Origin of the sequence: Shewanella sp. JNE2 (assembly GCF_023159115.1) — a bacterium.
Lineage (GTDB): Bacteria > Pseudomonadota > Gammaproteobacteria > Enterobacterales > Shewanellaceae > Shewanella > Shewanella putrefaciens.
The window spans coordinates 4,144,792-4,162,757 of record NZ_CP096169.1 but is presented as its reverse complement, the minus strand read 5'-3'; the positions used below and the strand labels follow the sequence as shown (position 1 = coordinate 4,162,757).

Sequence of the window (17,966 nt, the reverse complement as noted above, 5' to 3'; positions counted from 1 at the left end):
CAATCCTTCAATCGTGACGTAAATGGGATGGAATAAAAAAGTGTGGCAAAGGTTCAGGTTTTTGTTGTAAACCCTTACGAGATGCTTTTATTTGCATGACATAACTTAATACGTGCGCGATGGCGATAAACAATGCACTGGGGATCTGTTGATCGACTTGTGTTGAATGGTAGATAGCCCGAGTGAGAGGTGGGATATCAATAATTTCGACGCCATGTTTTTTGGCCAGTTCTCGCATATAGAGAGCCAGTTCTTCGGTACCTTTTGTTAATACATAAGGCGCATCGGCTAAGTCAGGATTGTATTTTAATGCTACGGCATAGTGAGTCGGATTGACTAAAAGGACATCCGCTTTCGGTATAGTCGTATCAGCACGGGATCTAGCCATGCGTTGTTGTAACTGACGGATCTTCGCCTTGATCTCAGGTTTACCTTCTTGCTGGGTATGCTCGTCTTTTACCTCTTGGCGCGACATTCGCAATTGTTTTTTGTGATGCCAGTATTGGTATGGCACATCGATAAAAGCGATGACGAGTAGTCCTACTCCGAGGTAAAGCATTCCTTGGGATAAAAGATTTATGCCATCACGGACGGCTTCGTCAATTGGGCGATGACTATAACTGAGTAAACTCTGTAAGTGACCATTCAAAAAAACCAGCATGATACTGATCAGAAGCACGATTTTTAAACAGGATTTAAGCAACTCAACAAGGGATTGAGCGGAAAAGATTCTTCCTACTCCTGCGATAGGATCAATCCGACTGTATTTAAAATTAGCGTTTCCAACATTAAATATAGGACCACCAGGCAATGCCCCTGCAATGGCGGCGAGCAGTGCGACCATAATAAAAAGTGGGCTCAAGATAGTTAACATTTCAACTAGGCTAGTACCAAGGTGACGTACCATCATATCAGGTTGATCTAACTCAGCACGCGTGAGCAACATATTGTATTTGGTTAATCCACTGACTTTTGTCGCGAACCAGTTCGCATTACTGGTGAGCATAACGGAGCAGCCAAGGACAAGAGCGGCTGAGGCAAGATCTTTAGAACGAGGTACTTGCCCCTCTTTTCTTGCTTTGCGTAGCTTTTGCGGTGTGGCTTCTTCTGTTTTGTCTTGTTGCTGCGTTTGGCTCATGTGATCCCACCTATAAATTGATACATGGCGGTCAAGGCATCTAAACAGAGATCGCTGTAACGACTAGGTATGCCACTCAGTGACAGAAAAACACAGAGCAACCCCATTAACATCGTCATGGGAAATCCGAGTGAGAAGATATTTAATGAGGGCGCAGAGCGACTTAGCACTCCGAAAGTAATATTGACCATTAGCATGGCAAGTACTGCTGGTATGGCGAGCATAAGTGATGCCGCAAACAGCCAAGCCAATCGGCTCACTAACCCCATGAGTGGTAATTCAAAAATGCCATGACCAATCGGCCATAAACGGAAACTATCCACAATGATATTGATGGCAACTAAGTGGCCATTGAGAGCAAGAAAAATCAAAGTGCCAAAAATTTGAAACCATTCGCTGATGATCGGGCTTGAGTCACCATTGGCAGGATCGTTCATAACTGCCATGGCGAGTCCCATCTGCATGGACATAATATTGCCAAGCATGGTCATTACATGGATTAGCAGCGTTAAAAATAATGCGAGCATAAACCCAATGAGTAGCTGTTCAACGGCTAAAAAAAGTGATGCTAGTGAGATTGCGTCGACAGGTGGAACGGGTGGGAGCATAGGTGCGAGCAATGCAGCGATACTGAGCGCAAGAAAAATTCTTACCATCACGGGTACATAAGCATTACCCAAGAGTGGCATTATCATAAAAGCACCCATGATCCGGCAAAATGGCCACCAAAAGCCGCCGATGAGCATACTGATTTCTGTTGAGGTCAGTGACAGCATATCAACCGATAATATGGGGGATATTCATAAACAACCTGTCAAATAAATCACTTAGCTGTTGTATGAGCCAATGGCCTGAAAATAGCACCATCAGCAAGGTAATGATAAGTCTCGGCAAAAAACTGAGGGTTTGCTCATTGACCTGCGTTGCGGCTTGAAATACCGCCACAATTAAGCCCAGGATCAGCCCTGGCGTGACCAGTGCCGAAACCATCATAATGACAAGAAACATGGAATCTGCAAAAAGAGCAGTCAGTTCATTGATGTCCATTTAGCTATCCAAAACTGGCAGTTAAGGTGCTGACTGTCATAGCCCAACCATCGACCAATACAAAAATCATTAACTTAAATGGGAGTGAGATAATTAAGGGCGATAGCATCATCATCCCCATCGACATAAGCACACTTGCGACCACTAAATCGATAACCAAGAAAGGCAAGAAGATTAAGAAACCAATTTGAAAGGCGGTTTTGAGTTCACTCAATACAAACGCAGGCATCAGAACAAAAAATGGCACTTCCTCTGCCGTTTTCATATGTGTAGGTTCATTGGCGATTTTTAGCATTTGTTCGAGATCTGTCTCTCTCGTCTGTGCCAACATAAACCGAGTTAAGGGGACCTTTGCAATCGAAATGGCTTCCATTAACTCGATCTTACCCTGATCATAGGGCAGGTAAGCCTCTTTATAAATCTTGTCTCCCACGGGACGCATAATAAAGATAGTGAGTATTAGCGCTATTCCTACCAGCACCCTATTGGGCGGGCTTTGTTGTAATCCTAGAGCCTGCCTTAGGATGGCTAATACAATGATAATTCGAGTAAAACTGGTAAGCATCATTAACATGACAGGCAAAAAGCTAATGGCTGTCATGAGTGCTAAAATTTCGAGTTTAATGTTAACTGCTTGACTACTTTCTCCACTGTCCAATGTAAATAAGGTCAGCCCTTCCGATGCTATAGCGTGGGGAACGAACAAAAAAGTAGAGAGTAAAAGCAGCCGAACTATCATTCGTTAATTGTCCCATCCAGCGCGATACTTTCTATTTCTAACAGACGTACACCGTATCGACCTGCGACTTCTACGACTTCACCTCGACCGAGTAGTGCGCCATTGACTCTGATATCCAGAGGCTCACCTACCATACGGTCGAGTGCGATAACATCACCTTCTCCCATACGGTTTAGCTCACCTAATGACATTTCTGCACTGGCAAGTTCGAGAGTAACTTGTACCGGAAGCTGTTGAAAAAAATTGTTATTCTTCAATTTTCGGCTTTGGGTGTCCTGTTTTGACAGGCTTTTTTCGGAGAAAATATCGTCATCTAATAGAAAATCATCATCCGATAAAATAGGTTGTTCAGCCAATGTCGTTCTCCTCATACTGGTAAACATCTTGAGTCAATTTCGCTACCATCAGCCCTTCATGACTATGCACAGTTGCATGAAATAGAGGGGTACTTCCGATGGATAACAAGGTTTTTGGATATAAATTAATGGGTAAAATATCACCAGTGTTTAACTGACCAAGGGAGTGTACTGGGATGTTATGTTGCCCAAGTGTCACTTGAATTTTTACTGGAAGATTCTTTAGCCAAATGGCTAATTTTGCAGGTAAATCTGCACTTACTTCTGATTTTTTAGGTTGTTCTGCTAAATGTCCAAGTAAATGTTCGGTTAAGCAAAAAAGCATGGGTGGTGTTTGTGACTCTTGGCTAAAATTGAACGACCATACCGCCGACACAGCAAGCTCCATTTCACCTTTAATCAATTCAACTTCAAGAGCACTGGTATCTATTGTGTTATTTGGCAGCTTATCAACCACTGACAGCAATAACTTTCTGGCCAATCTAAATTCAGACTGGCTAGGATCCCTTAAGGGGGAGTTTAATGGCGTTGACATACTGCCATAGTAATTACTTGCTAATTGATCGAGCGTACAACGATCTATCCTCCAATAACCGAGAATATTCTGCTGGTGCTTCAATATGAACCAAGCGTAGTAATGCTCAGGGATAATGGGTTTTCTAGGTTCAGTTAAATGAGAACTAGAGACAGCCGAATGCCCCTGTCTTAGAAGGGGAGATAAAATGTTATTGATGGCATCAATAAGTGGGCGATGCAACTGAACCAGTTGTTGTAATAAACGGGTTCTAGCGAGTTTCTCTTGGACTAACATAATAGGCCGGATCATCTCATCCGAACTCGCTTTAATAAGCCGAGCTTTTGCGGTTATCTTCATTTTACTTCCTATTAAATGCAGTTTCAGTACCGCGAGAATTTAGTCTGTAACTTACAATGCTCATTTCTGTATAAAAAGCGTACTTAAATCGAGTGCTAAAGGTTTTTATTTATCTCAGTCAATCATCTATAGATATTCAATAGGGTCAAACGGAGTGTGGAATAGATATGCAGGAAGCGTTCCGTTTTAAACGAGGCTGATAATAAGGTAATCCGGCTAAGGTATTCAATAATAATTATTGATAAAATAGAAATAAATGTGAATGAAATGATATTTAAAGTGATTTGTAAAGAGAATGTGCTACGGATAACTGTACAATCTTTTATTTAGATTAAATGACTTCTTTATTTGTTGTGTCAATAAATTGTCGTGAAAACTTTATTTTGGCAATGGTGTTTTTTTTGACGTTTTAATGATTTTTTGTCATTTCATACTGTAAACATAACTTCGGTCCATCTTAGTTATTGTTTTATATTGGTTTTACTTTTTACCGCAGTTTATAATGTTTTGCTGATGTAAATTTAATCAGTTAAGTTGAGTTTACTATTTTATTGCAATGATAATATTTTTATCATTCTGATATATTAATTTACAAGTATATTTGGTATAAGTCAGTCTTAAGTTATATGTATCAGGATGTCACGATTAATTGTGCTATCTGGTGTAGTGATTCAGAGGTTCATAGCGTCTATTTTTATCTGTACTTTTATATTTTTACTTCAGTTGTTATAGATATCTAAAGAACCGGCTAATTTTGAAGTGGGTCACACTTTTGTTTGTGGTGGATGTTTTTTGATCTTTATGCTTTTTGTTTAGTAATAGTTTTGATGCAGTGAATAAGCATATGGTTATCACTATACAAGGGAAGCAATGCTTCCTCTTTTGATTTATGCTGAATGGGAAGTTTTATTTCCGCATTAAGTGTTTCGTTTTCAATATGCCAGCCAGTATAAATGGTTAATATATTATCTATTTGGTTAGTTGTAATAAATTTTATTTAAACTCAATTACACAAAAAATTAGTCCATTAACTAAGGTGTTATTTCATGTGCGGTAAACAAGAGGGTGTTGGCGAGTGAGAAGCCTAAGTATACGGATTGAAGGGCTAAATCTATCGGCGGATCTTATATGCAAAATAATGCATGAAAATTTTTGCCTTTGGAATGATAAAATGGACTTGCCTTGGCTCACAATCGTCAATCTTTCTGATTGTAGTCCTAGTGACGTAAAGGATTATCTCGCTCGTTTCCCTAGTCGTAACCAGCTTGCTTTGTTGGCGCCAGAACAAGGTGAGTTAGCCGCCGCAGCGATGCGTGCTGGCGTTCAAGACTATTTATTAATTCCCGTAGAAAGTGAGCAATTGCTCGCGTCTATTCATCGATTACGACGGTTAGAGTTACCTGACTCTAGTTTGGTGGTATCGGCATCTGTCAGTCGGCAGTTGTTGATGCTCGCCCATCGCGCAGCAACCACTGAAGCCAGTGTTCTATTACTGGGCGAAAGTGGTACAGGCAAAGAACCTCTCGCTCGTTATATTCACCGTCATTCTTCGCGTTCACATAAACCTTTTATTGCGATTAATTGTGCTGCAATTCCAGAAAGTATCCTTGAGTCCGTATTGTTTGGGCACGTAAAAGGCGCCTTTACAGGTGCGATTTGTGATAAGGCCGGGAAATTTGAGCAAGCCAATGGCGGTACGTTATTGCTCGATGAAATTGGTGAAATGCCTTTGACGTTGCAGGCGAAATTACTGCGAGTTTTGCAGGAAAGAGAAGTCGAAAGGCTGGGTGGGCAGCACGCAATAGCGTTAGATATCAGGATAATTGCGTCTACTAATCGTGACTTAAGGCAGGCCGTAGAGCTCGGCCATTTCAGAGAAGACTTATTTTATCGTTTAGATGTTTTACCGTTGAAAATTTCTCCTTTAAGAGAGCGAAAGGCAGATATTTTGCCTCTTGCTGAGCACTTCTTGGACTTATATCACCAGCCAGATACCACCAGTACTTGTTATTTTAGTGAGCACGCAAGGCAAGCCCTTGTGTCCTATGATTGGCCCGGAAACGTAAGGGAATTAGAAAATTGTATCCAGCGGGCATTGGTGATGCGTCGTGGGCTTGCAATACAAGCAGCCGATCTTGGCTTAAACATTCAGCTAGAAGTGCAGGCGGTTGAGCATCCAGAAGTGACTGATGGACTTAGGGCTTCAAAGCAGCAGGCAGAGTTCCAATATATTATCGACGTACTTAAGCGTTTCAATGGGCAACGTACCTTAAGTGCACAGGCGTTAGGGATGACGACGAGAGCGTTAAGATATCGACTCGTACAAATGCGGGAAGCAGGGATTGATATTGAAATGTTATTAGAACAAGCGGGCCGCGCTGCTTAGCGTGATACAAAGTAATAGGAAAAAATATGTCTTCTGGAGCGATAGTTAGCTCGAATATGCTAATGGACACCTTAAGTATTCATCGGGAAGTGGCTAAAGGAGCGATCAATATCTCCCCTAACCCCGCCGATAATGGTCAGGCTTATGGCTCATTTACGGACTTGATAAAGAGTAAGGTGGCTGCCGTTAACCAAGATCAGAATCAATCCTCTATGGCGATGACTGCGGTTGATAGTGGAAAGAGTGATGATCTTGTCGGTGCTATGGTGGCTTCGCAAAAAGCCAGTTTGTCCTTTGCGACTATGCTTCAAATTCGTAATCGTCTTGTGCAAGCATTTGACGATGTAATGAAGATGCCTATTTAAGGAATTGTGTGAATGTCTACCACTTTTGTTCAATCAGGTCAGGATATTACGGGAACTGAGCGTTCGTCAGGCCTTATTGCTGATATGACCCAGAAATGGCATAAGTTTAACCGTGGAGATCGTCAGGTCATTGCCTTAGCGCTACTCGCTGTGGTTGTTGCCAGCGTAATAGTGTTAATGCTCTGGACGGCAACGGCGGGGTATCGACCTTTATACGGTAGCCAAGAAAATGTCGATACCTCTCAAGTGCTTAATGTATTAGAAGCTGAAGGGATTCATTACCGTCTTGAGGCAAATACAGGGGCAGTGCTGGTGGCTGAGGAGCAAGTCGGTAATGCACGTATGCTCTTGGCGGCGAAAGGCGTGAAAGCGAAAGTACCTTCAGGTATGGAGGCGCTCGATAATAATGCGCTTGGTACGAGCCAATTTATGGAGCAAGCCAAATATCGCCATAGTTTAGAAGGTGAGTTAGCCCGCACTATTATGTCATTAAAGTTAGTGAGAGCGGCCAGAGTTCATTTAGCCATACCTAAACAGAGTCTATTTATTCGTCAGGAGCCGGAATTACCCACGGCCTCTGTGATGTTGCAGCTTGACCCCAATACACGTTTATCTGAATCACAGGTTGAGGCCATTGTTAACTTAGTGGCTGGCAGTGTAACTGGACTCACCGCAAGTAATATTAAAGTCGTTGATCAAGATGGTCGGTATTTAAGTGAAAACATTTCGGGTAATCAAGATCTTAGCCAGTCTAGGAATAAGCAATTACAATACACTCGTGAGTTGGAACATAGTTTAGTCGCCAATGCTGCCTCTATGCTGGAGCCTGTGCTTGGACACGATAATTTCCAAGTACGAGTGACGGCAAAAGTTAACTTCAATCAGGTTGAAGAAACCAAGGAGTCACTCGATCCACAAAATGTCGTAACCCAAGAGCGCACCAGTATTGATGACTCGAGTAATAGTATTGCGGCAGGGATCCCTGGTGCTTTAAGCAATAAGCCTCCTCAGGTCGGGACCGCGGCAACGGATGACAAAACACGTAATCTGAAGCAAGAGGAAAGTCGTCAATATGATGTTGGACGTTCTGTGCGTCATGTGCGTTACCAACAAATGCAGCTTGAAAACCTCTCTGTCTCAGTACTCATCAATAGCGCGGCGGGTCAAGGGGTATTTAATAATGAGGCTCAGCTTGTTAAGTTTGGCAACATGGTGAAAGATGCCATTGGTTTTTCAGCGGCAAGAGGTGACAGTTTTACCATCAATGCTTTTGAATTTACGCCGACAGTGGTGGCTGAAATACCGACTTCTCCTTGGTGGCAATCCGAAAATTATCAATCCTATTTACGCTATATCATAGGTGGGATCCTCGGTTTTGGGCTTATTTTGTTTGTCTTACGTCCTTTGGTTAAACACTTAACTCGTACGGCACAAATCACTGCCCCTAGTATAGAACCAGCAGCATTAAGTGCGGCATCAGCCAATGCCCTTGGTGGGCCAACGGTTGATTATGCACCTAATCAAGCCCATCAATTACCGAGTGCTGATTGGCTAGGCAGCCAAGGTTTGCCTGAACCAGGATCACCTTTAACGGTGAAGATGGAACATTTAGCATTATTGGCAAATAAAGAACCCGCACGTGTTGCAGAAGTGATAGCTCATTGGATAGGCGATAAAGACGGTGAATAACTCAATCGAAATTAAGATGGATAATTACGCCCAAGCAGCCATGTTATTGCTGAGTATGGGAGAAGAAGGTGCAGCTAGGGTGATGGCGCATTTAGACCGTAACGACGTACAGCACTTAAGCCACAAAATGGCGCGGTTATCCAGTATTACTCAGCAAGAAGCAGAAGCTGTTCTTAGTCGTTTTTTCCAGCGTTACAAAGAGCAATCGGGTATTGCAAGAGCCTCACGCTCCTATTTACAGAAGACACTCGACATTGCGCTCGGGGATAGACTGTCAAAAAGTTTAATTGACAGCATTTACGGTGATGAAATCAAAGTGCTAGTGAAGCGGCTTGAGTGGGTTGATCCTCAATTACTTGCACGGGAAATCACCCATGAACATTGTCAATTACAAGCGGTATTGTTAGGGCTTTTGCCCGCAGAGAGTGCAGCTAAGATATTGAAAATGTTACCGAGCGATAGCCAAGATGAGGTGCTTGTCCGTATTGCACAACTGGGTGAGTTGGATCGTAATGTTGTCGATGAATTACGTGAGCTTGTCGAGCGTTGTATGTTGATGGCAATGGAAAAAAGTCATACACAAGTGGCGGGTGTAAAACAGGTTGCAGATATACTCAATCGCTTTGAGGGCGATCGTGAACAGTTGATGGAAATGATTAAACTCCATGATAAACAAATGGCGATTGACGTCACCGATAACATGTTTGACTTCATTATTTTAGGTCGTCAAAAACAAGAGACATTACAAACCTTGCTAGGGCAAGTCCCCTCAGAAACTTTATCACTCGCATTAAAGGGTATTGATTTTGAATTAAAAGATGCCTTGCTCAATGCGCTACCTAAGCGGATGTCATCGGCGATTGAAACCCAAATAGAAGCATTAGGGGGTGTACCTGTTAGCCGAGCGAGCGGTGCACGAAAAGAGATCATGGAGCTTGCTAAACAATTGATGCAAGAGGGTGAAATTGAATTGCAGCTATTTGAAGAGCAGGTCGTTGTCTAATGGAAAACAAGCATTCACGTTGGCGTCTAAATCCGAATCTTGCACGTCGCTATCGTTTCCCAGCGTTGCATGATGCTGTTGATTCCTCAGATACAGGTAGTGATTTTCAAAGCTATCAGCAGGCATTTGATGAGGGGTATGAGGAAGGCGTGCTCCAAGGCAAGAATGCGGGCTATGAGGCGGGGATAGAAGAGGGGCGCATTGCAGGACATGCGGCAGGTTTTCATCAAGGTAAACTGGAAGGTGTTGCCGCAGGTAAAACCTCTATTAATGAACAGCTTAATAGTCTGCTTGTGCCGCTTGGTGCCTTGCGGGAATTACTTGAAGATGGGCATGCTAAACAGGTACGTGAGCAACAAAACTTGATCCTTGATTTGGTCCGTCGGGTTTCACAGCAAGTGATACGCTGTGAGCTAACCCTTCAGCCACAACAGATCCTCAAACTCGTGGAAGAAACGCTGAGTGCCTTGCCCGATGATCAATCGGACATGAAGATCCATTTAGAGCCTAATGCTGTGATTAAATTAAAAGAACTGGCTGAGGATAAAATCCGCGGCTGGAATCTGATTGCAGATAGCAATATTTCGGCGGGCAGTTGTCGTATTGTCAGTAATAAATCCGATGCAGATGCCTCGGTTGAAACAAGACTTGATACCTGCATGAAGTTAGTTGAAGCCAAGTTACATGAGGCCGATATTGGAGGCTGATTTTTTCCAAGACGATTGGCCACGGGTACCGGTTGCTCGAGTTTATGGACGTCTTATCCGAGTCAATGGTTTATTGCTGGAAGCCGTTGGTTGTCAGCTTGGCATGGGCGATCGTTGTCAGATAGAAGGACGTCATGGTCGTTTAATTGAGGCTGAGGTCGTTGGTTTTCACCGAGATGTACTTTGCCTTATGCCTATCGAACCTACTCAGGGGTTGATGCCGGGGGCGAGAGTATTGCCTATTACCCATGAGCAAACGATTGCGATTGGTGATGGATTACTCGGCAGGGTGCTTGATGGGCTCGGCCAGCCACTCGATTTGTTCGGCGATCTCACCGATGTTTCACAGGTTCAGCAATCACATACCAGCTATAACCCATTATTACGACAACCTATCAGGCAACCGCTTGACGTTGGGATCCGTGCCATCAATAGCTTACTGCCTATAGGTAGAGGGCAACGACTGGGGTTATTTGCGGGCTCTGGTGTAGGTAAAAGTGTATTACTCGGCATGATGACGCGTTTTACCGATGCGGATGTTGTGGTGGTGGGTTTAATTGGTGAGCGTGGCCGTGAGGTGCGTGAGTTTATTGAGGAAACGCTCGGCGAAGAGGGTCGTAAGCGCGCGGTGATTATTGCAGCACCTGCAGACACTACCCCACTCATGCGCTTGCGTGCTATGCGCTTATCCCATTCTATTGCCAGTGCCTTTCGGGATCAGGGCAAGCAAGTGTTGTTATTGGTTGATTCATTGACGCGTTATGCACAGGCACAGCGTGAAATCGCCCTGAGTTTAGGCGAGCCGCCAGCAACAAAAGGTTATCCTCCATCGGCGTTTGCACAGTTACCCAGATTAGTTGAAATGGCGGGAAATGGTGAGCATCCAACGGGCACTCTGACGGCTTTTTATACCGTTCTAGTGGAAGGGGATGATCAGCAGGATCCGGTTGCTGATGCTGCACGGGCTATTTTAGATGGTCATATCGTACTGAGCCGTAAACTTGCAGAACAAGGGCATTTTCCTGCCATTGATATTAATGCCTCGGTTAGCCGTCTTGCGATGCAGATAGCTACGGCGAGCAGTATCGAGCAGAGTCAGATATTTAGGCATATTCTAAGCCGTTACAATGAAGTGAGAGATTTATTACCTTTAGGAGGGTATCAAGCGGGCCAAGATCCTGAAATGGATCTGGCAGTACGTGTATACCCAGAGATGGCAAAATTTTTACGTCAAACCACGCAAACTAAAATCAATCTCGCCGAGAGTTTAGTGCAGTTGGAGCAATTGATGGGAGTCATGGGATATGAGCCAGCGTCATCTCTCTAAGTTATGCATACAAGCTGAAAAAAAGTTAGCCCAGCTTGGTCAAAAGCGCGAAGATTCCAGCCAGAATGTCCAACTGAACCAACAACAGCATCAAGCCCTGTCGCAGATGATTTTTACTTACCGTGGTGCTAAAGAAGGCGGCAATGTTTTACTTTGGCAAAATTCGGCAAGTATGGCGCAAGCCCTTGAACCCATGCGGGTAAAGTTAGTTCAAAAAGACATGTTTCTTCAACAGGAGCAACAACGTATTGATCGGCTTTGGCGTAAACAGTTAGGGCGTCAACAAAGTTTAAAGTGGCTTGAAAAACAAACACATCTTCAGGAAAAGGCGCGAGTGGCTCGCAATGAGCAGGCCATAGTTGATGATATGGCAGGTATCTATTATAAGAAGAAAAGTTAATCAGTTCAGGGAGTCACCACAATACCACTCTTGCCTATGATAGAGTGCTTTGGACACTCCCGCTCATAGAGTTTACTTAGCGTTTGGCGCCGTAATCAATTTCTTGGTGTTGGCCATCGCGATTCAAAATTCGGTTAATGGTTTCTTGTTGCATCACAAGTAACCGTCCGTTGGTTTCATTGGCAGTTTGGCTATCTTTGACTAACAGTTGTAAGTTGTCCCATGACATTTTAATTTGTGGTCTTAAGTGATCGGGTAGGGCGGTAATTAAACGCTTCATACCCGTGTTGTCACCATTAAAACCGAGAATTGCGAGATTTTCACTACGTTGTTTAGCTCTTAACGCGAGTTTATTGCAAAGTGCCGTTTGACGCTCGTTGTGGGCAAGGAGTGCATCATTATCTCTGCGCTGCATTAATTCACGTTGATGCTTAAGCATCGCTTTTAGTTGGCTATATCCATCAAGATCTTGACGAATGTCCCGTATTAAGCTTTGAACGAGTTCACGCTTATTTACTTGGCTATTTTCCATGTTGTATCAGTATCTTTTCTGCAATTTTATCTAAGCTCAGTTCAAAGCTACCGTTACTTAATGCTTGACGAATGGCGGCGACTTTATCCGTATCAACATCAGAGATAGTGTGTAACTCTTTATGGGTTTGTTCCAGTAATTGCCAGTCATCACTAATATCTTGCTTCGCAGATGCTGGTAAATTTTCTGATGCAACAGGCTTTTTGGGCGTATTAACGCTTTTACTTGTGTTGAAATCAGTGCTTAACGCACTGTTAATTTTATTAATTTCCATAGATGTTCATCGTCATAAATGGTCTGATACTAGATATAGGCGACCCTAATGGTGTTTTTCTAAAATAAAATTTTGATTTATTTAGATCCGGTCTACAGCCTAAAAGCGGGTTTGCACTCTGCCTTTTGCTACTGGGTAAGCGGTAATGATTTTGCCTGAACTTGTATTTCTCACTCGAATGGCATCTCCCTGCTTACCTGCATCCATCGCGACCCCTAGCATATTGGCATAAAAGGTGGCACTGGCTGCCTCGATAATCACTTCCTCTCCGATGCTCACAAGCCATGGCGCGCTTAGGTTATTCGTTCTTATTGGTTTGTTTTTTCTTATTTTTCTAGCTACAGCCTGACCTAAAATATGCTTTTCATCGGTAATGATATCTTGATCTGATGCCGTTAATGGCAGCATTTTCCATTGTAAATTTTCTGCCGTGACAACCTCATCCCGTTCGAGGGTTTTACTCGTGACAGGAATGTAAGCACTGAGATCAACCTTAGCGCGAACATACAGTGACCAACCTTCAGAACTGCAACTGACTTTGCGCTGGAGCCGACCAAAAGGGAGTCCTTTGGCAGCTTCAATATTCAGCGCTGTACTACACGTTTTTAATTTTGCCGTACTCGATGGAATGTGTAGTGAGATTTTTTTACTGATCTTTTTGATCTCCTGCGACTCTTGCCAGCGTGCAATTTCGGCTGACACGGCATTTGTCATTTGCTGAGATATTTGCTCAGTTGCAGAAAGCTTCCCTTTCGCCTGCACATTGAGCGGAAGTAGTAATAGGCTCAATAACAAAATGAGGGAAAAAGACTTTCCGTCTATTCGTAACGCGTTCATGTAACCAACTGTTTTATATTGATAAGTATATTGGCATGCTAATTGTAAGCTGCTTGGCCATCGATATTAATTTAGGCATACAGTACTAGGAGTTTAGATGGCTATCAACCTTGATAAAGCATTAGGAATACATCCTCAGACACTCGATTTTAGAGTGGAGAGAAGCAAGGTATTAGCGAGCAATTTAATCAATGCCGAAACTCCAGGGTATAAAGCAAGAGATTTAGATTTCAAGGCAGCCATGAAGCAGGTTGAAGCTGGCATGCAAATGAATCAACAGTACAGTCTTGCTTATCGCATGCCTTATCAAAACTCCGCCGATGATAATACCGTGGAACTCGGTAAAGAACAGGCGAGATATTCACAGAATGCGATGGATTATCAAACGAGTTTGACTTTTTTGAACATGAAAATAGCAGGTCTAAAATCTGCCATTGAAGGTCGTTAGGAGCCTATATGTCATTTGGTGATATTTATCAGATAGCGGGTGCTGGCATGAATGCCCAGACCATACGTCTAAATACGGTGGCGAGTAACCTCGCTAATGCGGGGGCTGCTGCCGAAACTCCTGAGTCAGCCTATCGTGCCTTAAAGCCGGTATTTGCCACTATTTACGATTCAACTCAACAAGGGGCTATCGGAGCGTCGATTGAGGTGAGCGATATAGTGCAGGCCGATGCGCCATTAGATATGCGTTATGAGCCGAATCATCCCTTTGCCAATGAACAAGGTTATGTTGCTTATTCTAACGTAAACACCATTGAAGAAATGGCTGACATGATGGCAGCGAGCCGTTCATTTGAGACCAGTGTAGAGGTGATGAATCGTGCTCGCTCTATGCAGCAGGGCTTATTGCAACTAGGAAATAAATAGCATGGAAGTGGCTAGCGCAACAAATAACCCAGTCCAGAATCCTGCTGGCGCATTGGCGGCACCGGGGAATGATGCAGCATCATTAAAAAATGAATTTATGACATTAATGATTGCGCAGATTAAAAACCAAGACCCGACTAAACCGCTTAACAGTGCTGAATATATCTCTCAGCTAGCGCAGTTTTCGCAGGTCGAAAGTTTAGAAGGGATGCGGAAGAATCAATCCAACCAAATGATCATGATGGAAAATTTAGGCATTGTGCAATCGGCGTCTTTGATCGGCAAGAATGCCATGGTGCCTGTGTCTGAATTTAAGCTCGATGGTGAAACGGTTGAGGGAAAAGTGTATTTGGAGAATGCGGTTGAAGCACTCGATATCGAGATTGTGAATGCCGAAGGACAAGTTGTCCACACTATGCAATTAGGTGCGCAAGCAGTCGGTGATATTCGTTTTGCTATCGATCCAGATGAGCTGGGATTAGAAAAAGGCCAATATGAAATCAAAGCGAAGGCGACACTGGGTGAAAATAGTTTAGTCGCGCCTACGTATATAAAAGCACCGATAGAGCGAATCCATTTTTCCAGTGCATCGGGCATGATGATGGCTGAAATGGGCCATGGTGTCGGTGTGATTTCAGTTCTCAATATTTCTGAAGTTTCGTAACTCATTTTATAGGAAATTAAGATGTCATTTAACATAGCTTTAAGTGGATTACAGGCGACGACCCAAGACCTCAATACCATCAGTAATAACATCGCCAACGCATCAACCAATGGTTTCCGTGGTGGACGCAGCGAGTTTGCATCTATCTATAACGGTGGCCAAGCGGGTGGTGTTAGTGTGATGTCCACGACGCAGAACTTTTCTAAGGGTGGCAGCTTAACGTACACAGGCCGTCAACTTGATATGGGCATTCAAGGAGAAGGCTTCTTTGTGCTTAAGGGCACCGATGGCGGCGCTATGTATGCTAGAGCGGGGATGTTCCACAAGGATAGCCAAGGCTTCATTACCGACCCCGTAGGCAGTCGTTTGCAGGGATATTCTGTGAATGCCACCGGAAAAATCCAGCAAGGTAATGTGGGTGATTTACAGGTACAAACCGCATCACTTGCAGCAAAAGCGACAACTCAAGTTGGCCTTGTTTCCAATTTAGATGCCAGAGTAGACCCTATAGCCGTTGCTTTTGATCCTAAAGATATCAATAGCTATCACTCAATTGGAACGACTAGCGTTTATGATTCCTTGGGTGCAGAGCATGTTGTGACTCAGTATTATGTCAAAACTGCACCGAATGAATGGACTGTTAATTACACTCTGGATGGCGTTCAACTCACCGAACAAACGACATTAACATTTGACGCTAAAGGTGTTTTAGACCCAACAACGACCAAACAAGCCTTCGATCTTACCTTACCTAATGGCGCATCCAACCTCCAGTTTGAAATCAATTTCGATAAAAGCACTCAGTATGCCGCCAAATACAACAACTCCAGCTTATCTCAAGACGGTTATACCTCGGGTGAATTGAAAGGGGTGCGCTTAGATGATAACGGTATGCTGTATGGCACTTATACCAACGGCCAAGAGCAGTTACAGGGACAAGTCATCCTTGCTAACTTCAGCAATCCAAATGGTTTGTCCGCAGTGAGTAACAATGCTTGGGTCGCGACTAATACGGCGGGACAAGCGATTACTGGCGCGCCATCAACGGGCACTATGGGAACCGTAACTGGTGGGTATTTAGAGGGCTCGAATGTCGATACGACTGCTGAAATGGTTAACCTTATGTCGGCACAGCGTAATTATCAATCCAACGCTAAAGTGCTTGATGTTAACTCGACAATGCAGCAAGCGTTACTTAATGCCATTTAATACGAGACGCTAACATGGAGAAGATGCTTTATACCGCGGCGAGCGGTGCTGTTCGTATTCTTGAAGCGCAAAGTATTCGTGCGAATAACTTGGCTAACGCTGAAACCGCAGGGTTTAAAGCCGATCTAGAGCGGGTGAATGCGGTTGCTTTGGCTGCTCAAGGTAATAGCTTAAATACGCGGGTAATGGCGCAGACCGAAAACAGTGGTTTTAGCCATCAAAGTGGGGTGATCAACCCTACAGGTCGAACCTTGGATTTGGCGATTCGGGACCGTGGATTATTTACGGTTGCCGTCGAGGGGGGCGAGGCTTATACCCGTTCAGGGGCTTTGATTGCTAATGCCGAGGGAGAGTTAACCATTGATGGCCGGCCAGTATTAGGAAACGATGGCCCTATCGTACTCCCTGAGCATAAAGATCTGTTCATCGGTGAAGATGGTACCGTCAGTGTGTTGCCTTCAGAAGGTGGGATCATTGAAGAAGTTGGTCGATTAAAACTAGTCAATCCCGATTTAGCTTTAATGCAAAAAGGCCAAGATGGTTTGCTTTACGGCCGAGATGGTCAGTTGATGGCGCAGGATGATGGCGTACTGGTCGATAGTGGATTCCTTGAATCGAGTAACGTGCAGGCCGTGTCGGAGCTTATTGCGTCGATGGATCTGAGCCGTCAGTTTGAAATTCAAGTTAAGTTAATGAAAAGTGCCGAAAAACTAGCTGAGGCTGGTAATCGTTTGCTGGGTAATGTTTAAGGATTAGTGGTATGCAATCAGCGTTATGGGTAAGTAAAACTGGCCTAACAGCACAAGATACGAAAATGACCGCCATTGCCAACAACTTGGCAAACGTGAATACCACAGGCTTTAAGCGTGATCGTGTCGCCTTTAATGATCTTTTTTATCAAGTCCAGCGTCAGCCGGGCGGTCAGGTCGATGCATTAAATAACCTCCCCTCCGGATTACAACTCGGAGCTGGTACAAGGGTCGTGGGTACCCAAAAGATATTCACGACAGGGGATATGCAAAATACCAGTCAGCAACTGGATTTGGCGATTCAAGGCCATGGTTTTTTTCAAGTTGAAGAACCTAATGGCGATCTTGCTTATACCCGTGATGGTCAGTTTTATCGCAGCAGTGAAGGCATGATGGTCACGTCGCAAGGGCTACCCTTAGTGCCTAATATTGTGATCCCTGAAGATGCGTTAACTGTCACTATTGCCAGTGATGGTGTTGTGACGGCACAAATGGCTGGCGAAGCTGAGCCACAAGATTTAGGTCAAATCACACTAGTTAATTTCACGAACCCTTCAGGATTAGAGGCTCGTGGTGACAACCTTTACCGTGAAACTGCGGCATCGGGTGTGGCTGTTGAAGGTGTCGCTGGTGATCAAGCTTTAGGTGCTTTAAGACAGGGCGCACTAGAGGGCGCAAACGTCAATGTAGTGGAAGAAATGGTTGAAATGATTTCTACCCAAAGAGCATATGAGATGAATGCCAAGGTCGTTTCAGCCTCAGACGATATGCTCAAATTCCTCAATCAATCGGTTTAG

General features: G+C 43.9%; 22 protein-coding genes. 13 read left to right on the top strand and 9 right to left on the bottom strand.

Translation table 11 applies throughout. From position 1 onward, the window contains the following. Positions 1-7: 7 nt before the first annotated feature. The 6 genes from flhB to MZ182_RS18515 are packed head-to-tail and all read right to left on the bottom strand — an operon-like array spanning position 8 to position 4,154. Positions 8-1,138, bottom strand: a complete 1,131-nt coding sequence (flhB, locus tag MZ182_RS18540; protein ID WP_248068802.1) for a flagellar biosynthesis protein FlhB — start codon at positions 1,136-1,138, stop codon at positions 8-10. After that, positions 1,135-1,914, bottom strand: a complete 780-nt coding sequence (fliR, locus tag MZ182_RS18535; protein ID WP_248068799.1) for a flagellar biosynthetic protein FliR — start codon at positions 1,912-1,914, stop codon at positions 1,135-1,137. Before fliR ends, flhB begins: the two co-directional genes overlap by 4 nt. A 1-nt stretch (position 1,915) precedes the next feature. Further along, on the bottom strand, positions 1,916-2,185 hold the full coding sequence (locus MZ182_RS18530) for a flagellar biosynthetic protein FliQ (protein WP_011787845.1): 270 nt from the start codon (positions 2,183-2,185) through the stop codon (positions 1,916-1,918). A 4-nt stretch (positions 2,186-2,189) separates the two neighbouring features. Then, on the bottom strand, positions 2,190-2,924 hold the full coding sequence (fliP, locus tag MZ182_RS18525; protein WP_011787846.1) for a flagellar type III secretion system pore protein FliP: 735 nt from the start codon (positions 2,922-2,924) through the stop codon (positions 2,190-2,192). Then, entirely contained in the window at positions 2,921-3,280 is a 360-nt protein-coding gene (locus tag MZ182_RS18520; protein WP_025008807.1) for a FliM/FliN family flagellar motor switch protein, read from the bottom strand. The genes fliP and MZ182_RS18520 overlap by 4 nt, the downstream gene beginning before the upstream one ends. Then, positions 3,273-4,154: a FliM/FliN family flagellar motor switch protein gene (locus MZ182_RS18515; protein ID WP_248068796.1), complete on the bottom strand. Its 882-nt coding sequence runs from the start codon at positions 4,152-4,154 to the stop codon at positions 3,273-3,275. Before MZ182_RS18515 ends, MZ182_RS18520 begins: the two co-directional genes overlap by 8 nt. Positions 4,155-5,229: 1,075 nt before the next feature. Here MZ182_RS18515 and MZ182_RS18510 point away from each other — a divergent pair. Genes MZ182_RS18510 through MZ182_RS18480 form a run of 7 tightly spaced genes read left to right on the top strand, consistent with a single transcriptional unit; the run spans position 5,230 to position 12,031 of the window. Further along, positions 5,230-6,540 (top strand): sigma-54 dependent transcriptional regulator, encoded by a 1,311-nt coding sequence (locus tag MZ182_RS18510; RefSeq protein ID WP_248068793.1) that lies wholly within the window; start codon positions 5,230-5,232, stop codon positions 6,538-6,540. Positions 6,541-6,566: 26 nt separating this feature from the next. Next, complete coding sequence (gene fliE, locus MZ182_RS18505) at positions 6,567-6,905, top strand: flagellar hook-basal body complex protein FliE (RefSeq protein ID WP_011787850.1); 339 nt, start codon at positions 6,567-6,569, stop codon at positions 6,903-6,905. A 12-nt stretch (positions 6,906-6,917) separates the two neighbouring features. Beyond that, positions 6,918-8,594 (top strand): flagellar basal-body MS-ring/collar protein FliF, encoded by a 1,677-nt coding sequence (gene fliF, locus MZ182_RS18500; protein WP_248068789.1) that lies wholly within the window; start codon positions 6,918-6,920, stop codon positions 8,592-8,594. Between the two features lie 16 nt (positions 8,595-8,610). Then, the gene (locus MZ182_RS18495; RefSeq protein WP_011787852.1) at positions 8,611-9,597 is read left to right on the top strand and encodes a flagellar motor switch protein FliG; all 987 of its coding nucleotides are present in this window, start codon (positions 8,611-8,613) and stop codon (positions 9,595-9,597) included. Then, on the top strand, positions 9,597-10,304 hold the full coding sequence (gene fliH / locus MZ182_RS18490; RefSeq protein WP_011787853.1) for a flagellar assembly protein FliH: 708 nt from the start codon (positions 9,597-9,599) through the stop codon (positions 10,302-10,304). Before MZ182_RS18495 ends, fliH begins: the two co-directional genes overlap by 1 nt. Next, positions 10,282-11,631 carry a FliI/YscN family ATPase gene (locus MZ182_RS18485; RefSeq protein ID WP_248068772.1) on the top strand — a complete coding sequence of 450 codons (1,350 nt, stop codon included), beginning with the start codon at positions 10,282-10,284 and terminating at the stop codon, positions 11,629-11,631. The genes fliH and MZ182_RS18485 overlap by 23 nt, the downstream gene beginning before the upstream one ends. Next, positions 11,609-12,031 (top strand): hypothetical protein, encoded by a 423-nt coding sequence (locus MZ182_RS18480; RefSeq protein ID WP_011787855.1) that lies wholly within the window; start codon positions 11,609-11,611, stop codon positions 12,029-12,031. The genes MZ182_RS18485 and MZ182_RS18480 overlap by 23 nt, the downstream gene beginning before the upstream one ends. Positions 12,032-12,107: 76 nt before the next feature. Here the strand turns inward: MZ182_RS18480 and MZ182_RS18475 are convergent, their stop codons facing one another. The 3 genes from MZ182_RS18475 to flgA all read right to left on the bottom strand — a co-directional run bounded on the left by MZ182_RS18475 (position 12,108) and on the right by flgA (position 13,674). After that, the gene (locus MZ182_RS18475) at positions 12,108-12,563 is read right to left on the bottom strand and encodes a flagellar protein FlgN (RefSeq protein WP_011787856.1); all 456 of its coding nucleotides are present in this window, start codon (positions 12,561-12,563) and stop codon (positions 12,108-12,110) included. After that, entirely contained in the window at positions 12,553-12,837 is a 285-nt protein-coding gene (gene flgM / locus MZ182_RS18470; RefSeq protein ID WP_011787857.1) for a flagellar biosynthesis anti-sigma factor FlgM, read from the bottom strand. Before flgM ends, MZ182_RS18475 begins: the two co-directional genes overlap by 11 nt. Before the next feature lie 99 nt (positions 12,838-12,936). Then, positions 12,937-13,674, bottom strand: coding sequence for a flagellar basal body P-ring formation chaperone FlgA (flgA, locus tag MZ182_RS18465; RefSeq protein ID WP_248068769.1), 738 nt, complete (start codon positions 13,672-13,674; stop codon positions 12,937-12,939). Between the two features lie 97 nt (positions 13,675-13,771). Between flgA and flgB the strand changes: the two genes are divergently transcribed. The 6 genes from flgB to flgG are packed head-to-tail and all read left to right on the top strand — an operon-like array spanning position 13,772 to position 17,966. Then, positions 13,772-14,122, top strand: a complete 351-nt coding sequence (gene flgB / locus MZ182_RS18460) for a flagellar basal body rod protein FlgB (RefSeq protein WP_011787859.1) — start codon at positions 13,772-13,774, stop codon at positions 14,120-14,122. An 8-nt stretch (positions 14,123-14,130) separates the two neighbouring features. Then, positions 14,131-14,547: a flagellar basal body rod protein FlgC gene (gene flgC, locus MZ182_RS18455; RefSeq protein WP_011787860.1), complete on the top strand. Its 417-nt coding sequence runs from the start codon at positions 14,131-14,133 to the stop codon at positions 14,545-14,547. A 1-nt stretch (position 14,548) separates the two neighbouring features. Then, positions 14,549-15,211, top strand: a complete 663-nt coding sequence (locus tag MZ182_RS18450; RefSeq protein WP_248068767.1) for a flagellar hook assembly protein FlgD — start codon at positions 14,549-14,551, stop codon at positions 15,209-15,211. A 21-nt stretch (positions 15,212-15,232) separates the two neighbouring features. Then, positions 15,233-16,420: a flagellar hook protein FlgE gene (flgE, locus tag MZ182_RS18445; RefSeq protein WP_011787862.1), complete on the top strand. Its 1,188-nt coding sequence runs from the start codon at positions 15,233-15,235 to the stop codon at positions 16,418-16,420. 14 nt (positions 16,421-16,434) lie between these two features. Continuing rightward, positions 16,435-17,169, top strand: a complete 735-nt coding sequence (locus MZ182_RS18440) for a flagellar basal body rod protein FlgF (protein ID WP_011787863.1) — start codon at positions 16,435-16,437, stop codon at positions 17,167-17,169. Between the two features lie 11 nt (positions 17,170-17,180). Then, the gene (gene flgG / locus MZ182_RS18435) at positions 17,181-17,966 is read left to right on the top strand and encodes a flagellar basal-body rod protein FlgG (RefSeq protein ID WP_011920054.1); all 786 of its coding nucleotides are present in this window, start codon (positions 17,181-17,183) and stop codon (positions 17,964-17,966) included.

Excerpts from the sequence above, each read along its gene's own strand:
- flgC (WP_011787860.1), top strand. The coding sequence starts at position 14,131 with ATGTCATTTGGTGATATTTATCAGATAGCGGGTGCTGGCATGAATGCC.
- flgM (WP_011787857.1), bottom strand. The coding sequence starts at position 12,837 with ATGGAAATTAATAAAATTAACAGTGCGTTAAGCACTGATTTCAACACA.
- fliP (WP_011787846.1), bottom strand. The coding sequence starts at position 2,924 with ATGATAGTTCGGCTGCTTTTACTCTCTACTTTTTTGTTCGTTCCCCAC.
- MZ182_RS18515 (WP_248068796.1), bottom strand. The coding sequence starts at position 4,154 with ATGAAGATAACCGCAAAAGCTCGGCTTATTAAAGCGAGTTCGGATGAG.
- fliR (WP_248068799.1), bottom strand. The coding sequence starts at position 1,914 with ATGCTGTCACTGACCTCAACAGAAATCAGTATGCTCATCGGCGGCTTT.
- flgB (WP_011787859.1), top strand. The coding sequence starts at position 13,772 with ATGGCTATCAACCTTGATAAAGCATTAGGAATACATCCTCAGACACTC.
- MZ182_RS18530 (WP_011787845.1), bottom strand. The coding sequence starts at position 2,185 with ATGGACATCAATGAACTGACTGCTCTTTTTGCAGATTCCATGTTTCTT.
- flhB (WP_248068802.1), bottom strand. The coding sequence starts at position 1,138 with ATGAGCCAAACGCAGCAACAAGACAAAACAGAAGAAGCCACACCGCAA.
- flgG (WP_011920054.1), top strand. The coding sequence starts at position 17,181 with ATGCAATCAGCGTTATGGGTAAGTAAAACTGGCCTAACAGCACAAGAT.
- fliH (WP_011787853.1), top strand. The coding sequence starts at position 9,597 with ATGGAAAACAAGCATTCACGTTGGCGTCTAAATCCGAATCTTGCACGT.
- fliF (WP_248068789.1), top strand. The coding sequence starts at position 6,918 with ATGTCTACCACTTTTGTTCAATCAGGTCAGGATATTACGGGAACTGAG.
- MZ182_RS18450 (WP_248068767.1), top strand. The coding sequence starts at position 14,549 with ATGGAAGTGGCTAGCGCAACAAATAACCCAGTCCAGAATCCTGCTGGC.
- MZ182_RS18480 (WP_011787855.1), top strand. The coding sequence starts at position 11,609 with ATGAGCCAGCGTCATCTCTCTAAGTTATGCATACAAGCTGAAAAAAAG.
- MZ182_RS18485 (WP_248068772.1), top strand. The coding sequence starts at position 10,282 with ATGAGGCCGATATTGGAGGCTGATTTTTTCCAAGACGATTGGCCACGG.
- MZ182_RS18495 (WP_011787852.1), top strand. The coding sequence starts at position 8,611 with ATGGATAATTACGCCCAAGCAGCCATGTTATTGCTGAGTATGGGAGAA.
- flgA (WP_248068769.1), bottom strand. The coding sequence starts at position 13,674 with ATGAACGCGTTACGAATAGACGGAAAGTCTTTTTCCCTCATTTTGTTA.
- fliE (WP_011787850.1), top strand. The coding sequence starts at position 6,567 with ATGTCTTCTGGAGCGATAGTTAGCTCGAATATGCTAATGGACACCTTA.
- MZ182_RS18440 (WP_011787863.1), top strand. The coding sequence starts at position 16,435 with ATGGAGAAGATGCTTTATACCGCGGCGAGCGGTGCTGTTCGTATTCTT.
- flgE (WP_011787862.1), top strand. The coding sequence starts at position 15,233 with ATGTCATTTAACATAGCTTTAAGTGGATTACAGGCGACGACCCAAGAC.
- MZ182_RS18475 (WP_011787856.1), bottom strand. The coding sequence starts at position 12,563 with ATGGAAAATAGCCAAGTAAATAAGCGTGAACTCGTTCAAAGCTTAATA.